Consider the following 7,415-nt stretch of genomic DNA (forward strand, 5'->3'; position numbering starts at 1 on the left):
GTTCCCGCCCACCGGCCGACGGCCCCGGGTACCCGCCCGGCGCACAGTCCGGGAACTACGCGGACCGCGCAGGGCGGTCGGCCCGCTCGGCCGCCCGCTCGGCCTCGGCCGGCTCGCCTTCGGACCGTTCGCCTTCGGACGGCGGCGTCGAGACGGTGTGCGCGGCGGCGCAGGACGCGAGGACATCCCGCACCGTGGGGGCCCTGGGCACCGTCGGCGCCGGGGTCTTTGCGGCAGCAGCGTCGTCGTGGGCCGTCATGCGTGCCTCCCCGGGAAGCGAAGTTAGGCAACCCTAAGCAGGTGGCCGCTACCAGCACACCACGGCCAGCCACCCTTGCGCAACATCTTCCCGACAGCCTGTCGGCGTAACCTCCGGCTCGGCGGACCGCTCAGACGACCAGCGGTGTGAGGTCCTGCCCGACCCAGCGCGGCCCGATTCCGATCACGGTCACCTCGCGCGTGTCGTCGGCGCCGTCCGGCTCCGTCCCGAGGTCGTCGTCCAGGCCCGGGCGGGGCGGCTCCCCGCCCGCCGCGTAGTCCCGTTCCTCGCCGATCGTGCGGCCGATCACCACCTGGAGCCGCGCGTCCGACAGGTCCTCGACCTTGCCCTCGCCCCACTCCACCACCACCACGGACTCCGGCAGGGAGACATCGAGGTCCAGGTCCTCCATCTCGTCGAGGCCGCCGCCGAGGCGGTACGCGTCGACGTGGACCAGTGCCGGCCCGCCGGTGAGCGAGGGGTGCACCCGGGCGATGACGAACGTCGGCGAGGTGACCGCGCCGCGCACGCCGAGCGCCTCGCCCAGCCCGCGGGTGAGCGTGGTCTTGCCGGCGCCCAACTCGCCCGTGAGCAGCACCAGGTCGCCCGGAACCAGCAGCGCGGCAAGCCGTCGCCCCAGCTCACGCATGTGTTCGGCGGTGCGTACGGTGATCCGGACCGCGTGTGCGTCCTCGGCGGTGCCCGCAGCCGCGGGATAAGGGTCGTGCGGTTTGCCCATGAAGGCGAATGCTACGCGTCGATGATGGCCGTCAGGTCGCGCAACCGCTGCGGTACGGGGGCGCGCACGCCCTCCGCGGCCGTCGCGATCAGTCCCGCCAGCGCGGCGCCCACCACCTCGGGCCGCTCGAACAGCACCAGGTGGCCGGCGTCCGGCACCACCACCAGCTCGGCGGCGGGCAGCCTCTCGGCGATGTCCGCGCTGTGCGCGCTCGGCGTCAGCAGGTCCTTCTCGCCGGCCAGCACCAGCGCGGGCAGGCCGTCGAGCGCGGCGAGCGCGGCGCCCTTCTCGTGCTCGGTGAAGGCCGGGTAGAACTCGGCCACGACATCGATCGGGGTGGCCTCGATCAGCCGCTCGGCGAAACGCACCACGGCGGGATCGACGTCGCCCGAGCCGAAGCTGTAGCGCTTGATGACGCCGGCGAACAGCTCGGCGGTGGCCCGCCGGCCGCGCTCCACCAGCTCCGCCTGGCGGCCCATCACCCGCAGCATGCCGGGCGCCAGCGCCCGGAACGCCCGCGCACCGACCGCGGGCAGCCCCAGCGTCACCGCGGCGAGCTTGCCCGCCGAGGTGGAGATCAGCGCGACCCCGGCGACACGCTCGCGGACGTACTCGGGGAACTGGTCCGCGAAGGCCATCACCGTCATCCCGCCCATGGAGTGCCCGACCAGCACCACCGGGCCCTGCGGCACGGCCGCGTCCAGCACCGCCTTCAGGTCGCGGCCCAGCTGGTCGATGGTGGCGGGCTTCCCCGCGAGCTGGTCCCGGCCGCGCTCGCTGCGGCCGTGGCTGCGCTGGTCCCAGTACACCGCCCGCACCGCGCCGCGCAGCAGCGCACGCTGGAAGTGCCAGGAGTCCTGGCCGAGGCAGTACCCGTGCGAGAAGACCACGGTGACCGGCGGCCGCGGCGCCCCTTCGGCCTCCTGCTCCGGCCCGGTCCCGGGTTCGGCCCCGGCGTCGGCGCGGCGCGCCCGCAGCCAGCCGCGCTTGGCGGGACGGGCCGGCCTGGCGGGTTGCGGCGGGCTCTCCGGCTCCGGCGCGGGCGGCGGCTCGTCCGTCTCGTAGTACAGCTCGGTGCCGTCCTCGGCCACCGCGACGCCCGGGGTGCCGCGCAGGCTGCCGTACGGGCCCGCGGCATCGAGCGCGAGCTGCGCGCGGCGGCGCATCCCGCGGCCGACCGTGGCCCGTTCGATCGCCACGCCCGCGGCCGCGCCGGCCGCCACCACGCCGATCGCGGCACCGACCAGCCCGGCCCGCTCCCACTTCATCCCCGCTCCCTCTGCCATGGGTCAGCGGCTCCCCACCGGTACGGATGGAACGGCCGGACCGGGCGGGCGACCCGCGGGGGCGCACTGGCACGAGTTGACGTACGCCGGCGCGCGGAACCCGGCCGGCTGCGCCCCCGTGGTGCTGGCCCTCATGCCACCTCGCCCACGTAGACGCGCGGCACCCGGGCGCCGATGCGGGTGACGATCTCGTACGCGATGGTGCCGCAGGCGCGCGCCCAGTCCTCGGCGGTGGGCTCGCCCGCGTCGCCCGGGCCGAAGAGCACCGCCTCGTCACCCGGCACCGCGGTGTCGCCGCCGAGGTCCACCACGAACTGGTCCATCGCCACCCGTCCCGCCACGGTCCGCCACTTGCCGGCCACCAGCACCGGGCCGGTGCCCGACGCGTGCCGCGGCACACCGTCCGCGTACCCCACCGGGACCAGCGCAAGCGTGGTCTCACCCGGGGTGACGTACAGGTGGCCGTAGCTCACGCCGTGGTTGCCGGGGACGCGCTTGACCGAGGCGAGCCGGGCGGCGAGCGTCATCACGGGGCGCAGCCCGAAGTCCGCGGGGCCGCCGATCTGCGGCACCGGCGAGATCCCGTACATCGCCACGCCCGGCCGCACCAGGTCGAAGTGGGCCTCGGGGAGGGTGAGGGTGCCGGGCGAGTTCGCCAGGTGCCGCACCTCCGGGTCCAGCCCGGCGTCCGCGGCCTGGGCGAGGGCGGTGCGGAACACGGCGAGTTCGCGGGCGTTCGAGGGGTGGTCCGGCTCGTCGGCGCACGAGAAATGGGACCACACGCCGGTGACGCGGATCGCGCCGACGCGTTCCGCCGCGCGGGCCGCACGGGTCAGCTCCGGCCAGTCGGCCGGCTGCGCGCCGTTACGGCCGAGGCCCGCGTCGATCTTGAGCTGCACCCGTGCGGTGCGGTGCGCCGTCCGCGCCGCCGCGACCACCTCGTCCAGTGCCCACCGCGCGCTGACCGTCACGTCGATGTCGGCCTCCACGCACTCCTGCCAGGGGCCGCCGGGGGTCCACAACCAGCACAGCACGCGGCCGCCGAGGCCGGCCGCCCTCAGCGCGAGCGCCTCCTGCGGGGTGGCCACGCCGAGCCACTCCGCGCCGGCCTGCTGCGCGGCCCGCGCGCACGCGACCATGCCGTGGCCGTACGCGTCCGCCTTCACCACCGCCATGAACGCCGCGCCCGGCGCGTGCGCGCGCAGCGCGGCCACGTTCGAGCGGAGCGCGGCGAGGTCGATCCGTGCGGTGGCGCGGAGCGCGGGGGCGACGGCGGAGTCGGTGTCCATGGCGGTGATCCTTGCGGTGACTCGTGGTGCGGTGCAGGGGTTTTGCCGGGCGGCGGCACATGCGCGCGTGCCCGTGCAAGTGTTGCAGGCCCGGCGCCCGGGTCCCCGCCGCGACGGTCCCGGCCCCGTCCCCGACCACCGGCCGGTGGGTAGCTGGTCCGACGGCACGCGGCAAGGTCACCGCGGCGACCCGGCCGCTGCGCCGGCCCGACCGCGTCGCGCGCTGGCTGCTGGGGGCGCTCGCCAAGCCGGAAGTGGCCGGCATCGCCGCGCGGCCGGCCGGCATCAACGGGCAGCCCGGTGTGCTGTTCAGCCTCGACGGCCACCCCGTCGGCGCGCTGACCTTCGAGGTCGCGGACGGCCTGATCAGCGAACTGCGCTTCCAGGTCAACCCCGACAAGCTGCGTGGGCCGGCCGGCCTGGCCGCGACCGGGCAGCGGCGCTAACCACAGACGTTCCGCCAGGCGCTGGGCAGTGCGTCGGCGAGGTCGAGCGCGGTCAGCGGCACCTCGGTGAGCCTGGCCGCCAGGCCGTGCAGGTAGGCCCCCACCGAGGCGGCGTCCCGGGCCGGCAGGCCGGCCGCGAGCAGCGAACCGGTCAGCCCGGACAGCACGTCACCGCTGCCGGCCGTGGCCAGCCACGCGCTGCCCGTCGCGTTGACCCGTACCGGGCGGGCCGGGTCCGGGTCGGCCACCAGCGTCGTGGAGCCCTTGAGGAGGACGGTCGCCCCGAACCGGGCGGCGAGCTCGCGCACCGCGTGCAACCGCCGCCCCTCCACCTCCTCGCGCGCCCAGCCGAGCAGCGCGGCCGCCTCCCCGGCGTGCGGCGTCAGCACGGTGGCCGCCGTACGCCGCCGGACCGCCTCGGGCGTCAGCAGCCGCAGCCCGTCCGCGTCGACCAGGATCGGCACGTCCGCGGCCAGCGCGTCACTCACCGCGGTGTGCGCGTCCGCGGTGTCGCCGAGCCCGGGCCCGACCACCCACGCCTGCACCCGCCCGGCGGAGTGCGGCGATCCGGCCGACACCAGCGTCTCCGGGTGCCGGGCCAGCACCGCCGCCCCGCCGGGCCCGGCGTACCGCACCGCACCCGCGCCGCCGCGCAGCGCCCCGGCCACCGCGAGCACCGCCGCGCCCGGGTACCGCTCCGACCCGGCGGCCACCCCGACCACGCCCCGCCGGTACTTGTCGCTCTCCCCGGTCGGCCGCGGCAGCAGCGCCGCCACGTCGGCGTGCTGGAGCGCCTCCAACTCGGGCGCCCCGAGGTCGCCGTCCAGACCGATGTCCACCAGCCGCAGCGCCCCGGCGAACTCCGCCGCCGGATCGATCAGCAGCGCGGGCTTGTACGTGCCGAACGTGACGGTCGCGTCCGCGTGCACCGCCGGGCCGTGCACCTCGCCGGTGTCGGCGTCCACCCCGCTGGGCAGGTCGACGGCGAGCACCGCGGCCCGCGCCTCCCGCGCGGCCTGTGCCAGCACGGCCGCCCCGGGCCGCAGCCCGCCCTTGCCGCCGATGCCGGTCACGCCGTCCAGCACCAGGTCCGCCCGCGCGACGGCCCGCGCGCCCTCTTCCGCCGTCACCGCCCGTCCGCCGGCCGACCTGAACGCCGCCAGTCCCTCGGCGTACGCCCGCTCCGGGTTCAGCAGCACCGCGGTCGCCGCCGCGCCCCTGCGGACCAGCCGCGCCGCCGCGAACAACGCGTCCCCGCCGTTCGCGCCGCTGCCCACCAGCACCGCCACCCGCGCTCCGTAGACCCGCCCCAGCAGGTCCGCGCCCGCGGTGGCCAGCCCGGCCGCCGCGCGCTGCATCAGCGCGCCCTCCGGGACCCGCGCCATCAGCGCCGCCTCGCCCCGCCGCACGGCCTCCACGCTGTGCCCGTACCTCATCAGCAACCTTCCGCTCGGCGCCCCTCACCGAGCTTACGGAGCCCCCGAACTCCCTGCCACGCCGGCATTTTTTGGTAGTACAACTTTCTGCACACAAGGAGGCGCCATGAGAACCATGACCTACTCGGAGTCCCGCGCGAGGTACGCCGAAGTTCTGGACGCGGTCGATGACGACCGGGAGGAGATCGTCATCACGCGCGCCGGCCATGAGCCCGCCGTCATCATGTCCCTCGCGGAGTACGAGTCGCTGCGCGAGACCGCGTATCTGCTGAGCAACCCGGCCAACGCCCGCCGCCTGCTCGGCTCCATCGAGAACCTGGAGAGCGGCGGCGGCACCCTTCGCACCCTGGTGGAAGACGAGTGAAGATCGAGGCGGGCGACGAGATCCGGATCGCCGCCTGCCGCTTCCACTACGAGAGCTGACCGCCGGGGGCGGGCTCAGCCCTCGGCGATGACCACCGCGGAGGCGATGCCCGCGTCGTGGGAGAGCGAGACGTGCCAGCTGCGGACGCCGAGGACGGCGGCGCGGGCGGCGACGGTGCCCTGGACGGCGAGGTGCGGCTGGCCGGCGGCGGACGTGGTGATCTCCGCGTCGAGCCACTGCAGACCCGCGGGCGCGCCCAGCGCCTTGGCCAGCGCCTCCTTGGCGGCGAAGCGGGCCGCGAGCGAGGCGGAGCCGCGGGGGGCGCCGGAGGGGAGCGACAACTCGGCCGGGGTGAAGAGGCGTGCGGCCATGCCCGGGGTGCGGGCGAGGGCCGCCTCGAAGCGCTGGATCTCGGCAACGTCGATGCCGACGCCGACGATCACACCGCACCCGCTGCCGTACCGGGTGCCGTCCGAGGTGCGGTCCGGGCTGCCGTCCCGACCGGACCGCCCTGTCGCGTGCTGCCGTCCATGGAGGTCAGCTTACGACCTGGGGGGTAGCGCGGCGGGCGCCCCTGAACGCCGTCAACACCCGCACCCCGCGGCGCCATCGGCCCGCGCCCACTGGACAATGGCCCGGTGCCGACCACGCCGCAACTCGCCGCCGCCACGAGTCCCTACGTCGACCTGACCCGCGCCCAGTGGAGCGCGCTGCGCGACCGTACGCCGCTGCCGCTCACCGCCGACGAGGTGGAGCGGCTGCGCGGGCTCGGCGACGTCGTGGACCTGGAGGAGGTGGTCGACGTCTACCTGCCGCTGTCCCGGCTGCTGAACCTGTACATCGCCGCGCACAGCGGCCTGCGCGGCGCGCTGAACACCTTCCTCGGCGCGGCCGCGGGACCGGCCGGCGCGCAGCCCGGCACGCCGTTCGTGATCGGGGTGGCCGGCAGCGTCGCGGTCGGCAAGTCCACCACCGCCCGGGTGCTGCGCGCCCTGCTCGCCCGCTGGCCCGAACACCCGAAGGTGGAACTGGTCACCACCGACGGATTCCTGCTGCCCAACGCCGAGTTGGAGCGGCGCGGGCTGATGTCCCGCAAGGGCTTCCCCGAGTCGTACGACCGCCGCGCGCTCACCCGCTTCGTCGCGGACGTGAAGTCCGGCCGCCCCGAGGTGACCGCGCCGGTCTACTCGCATCTGAGCTACGACATCGTGCCCGGCGAGCGGCTGACCGTGCGCCGCCCGGACATCCTGATCGTCGAGGGGCTCAACGTCCTCCAGCCGGCGCTGCCCGGCAAGGACGGCCGCACCCGGATCGGCCTCGCCGACCACTTCGACTTCAGCGTGTACGTCGACGCGCGCACCGAGGACATCGAGCAGTGGTACCTCGGGCGGTTCCGCAAGCTGCGCGAGACCGCCTTCCAGAACCCGGACTCGTACTTCCGCAAGTACACCCAGGTGCCCGAGGAGGAGGCGCTGGACTACGCGCGGCTGATGTGGCGGACCATCAACCAGCCCAACCTGGAGCAGAATGTGCTGCCCACCCGCAGCCGCGCCACGCTGGTCCTGCGCAAGGGCGAGCGCCACAAGGTGCAGCGGC

The 7,415-nt window shown here is 75.7% G+C and carries 9 protein-coding genes; 3 read left to right on the forward strand and 6 right to left on the reverse strand.

What is annotated here, in order from left to right; translation table 11 throughout:
- Positions 1-55 precede the first annotated feature (55 nt).
- The 4 genes from AC13HU_RS27025 to alr all read right to left on the reverse strand — a co-directional run bounded on the left by AC13HU_RS27025 (position 56) and on the right by alr (position 3,573).
- Complete coding sequence (locus AC13HU_RS27025; RefSeq protein WP_483044564.1) at positions 56-259, reverse strand: hypothetical protein; 204 nt, start codon at positions 257-259, stop codon at positions 56-58.
- A 130-nt stretch (positions 260-389) separates the two neighbouring features.
- Positions 390-998: a tRNA (adenosine(37)-N6)-threonylcarbamoyltransferase complex ATPase subunit type 1 TsaE gene (gene tsaE / locus AC13HU_RS27030; protein WP_483044565.1), complete on the reverse strand. Its 609-nt coding sequence runs from the start codon at positions 996-998 to the stop codon at positions 390-392.
- 11 nt (positions 999-1,009) lie between these two features.
- Positions 1,010-2,284, reverse strand: coding sequence for an alpha/beta fold hydrolase (locus AC13HU_RS27035; protein ID WP_483044566.1), 1,275 nt, complete (start codon positions 2,282-2,284; stop codon positions 1,010-1,012).
- 131 nt (positions 2,285-2,415) lie between these two features.
- A complete protein-coding gene (gene alr / locus AC13HU_RS27040) occupies positions 2,416-3,573 on the reverse strand; it encodes an alanine racemase (protein WP_483044567.1) in 1,158 nt (385 codons plus the stop codon).
- Positions 3,574-3,632: 59 nt separating this feature from the next.
- Here alr and AC13HU_RS27045 point away from each other — a divergent pair, with 59 nt between their 5' ends.
- Entirely contained in the window at positions 3,633-4,019 is a 387-nt protein-coding gene (locus AC13HU_RS27045; protein ID WP_483044568.1) for a hypothetical protein, read from the forward strand.
- Here the strand turns inward: AC13HU_RS27045 and AC13HU_RS27050 are convergent.
- Positions 4,016-5,455 carry an NAD(P)H-hydrate dehydratase gene (locus AC13HU_RS27050; RefSeq protein ID WP_483044569.1) on the reverse strand — a complete coding sequence of 480 codons (1,440 nt, stop codon included), beginning with the start codon at positions 5,453-5,455 and terminating at the stop codon, positions 4,016-4,018. The genes AC13HU_RS27045 and AC13HU_RS27050 overlap by 4 nt on opposite strands.
- A gap of 106 nt (positions 5,456-5,561) precedes the next feature.
- Between AC13HU_RS27050 and AC13HU_RS27055 the strand changes: the two genes are divergently transcribed.
- Positions 5,562-5,819, forward strand: coding sequence for a type II toxin-antitoxin system Phd/YefM family antitoxin (locus AC13HU_RS27055; protein WP_483044570.1), 258 nt, complete (start codon positions 5,562-5,564; stop codon positions 5,817-5,819).
- Positions 5,820-5,893: 74 nt separating this feature from the next.
- Here AC13HU_RS27055 and AC13HU_RS27060 read toward each other — a convergent pair whose 3' ends face one another.
- Complete coding sequence (locus tag AC13HU_RS27060; protein ID WP_483044571.1) at positions 5,894-6,262, reverse strand: holo-ACP synthase; 369 nt, start codon at positions 6,260-6,262, stop codon at positions 5,894-5,896.
- 195 nt (positions 6,263-6,457) lie between these two features.
- Between AC13HU_RS27060 and coaA the strand changes: the two genes are divergently transcribed.
- On the forward strand, positions 6,458-7,415 hold a 958-nt coding region (gene coaA / locus AC13HU_RS27065; RefSeq protein WP_483044572.1), incomplete at its 3' end, for a type I pantothenate kinase.

The organism is Streptomyces sp. NH27 (assembly GCF_056859195.1).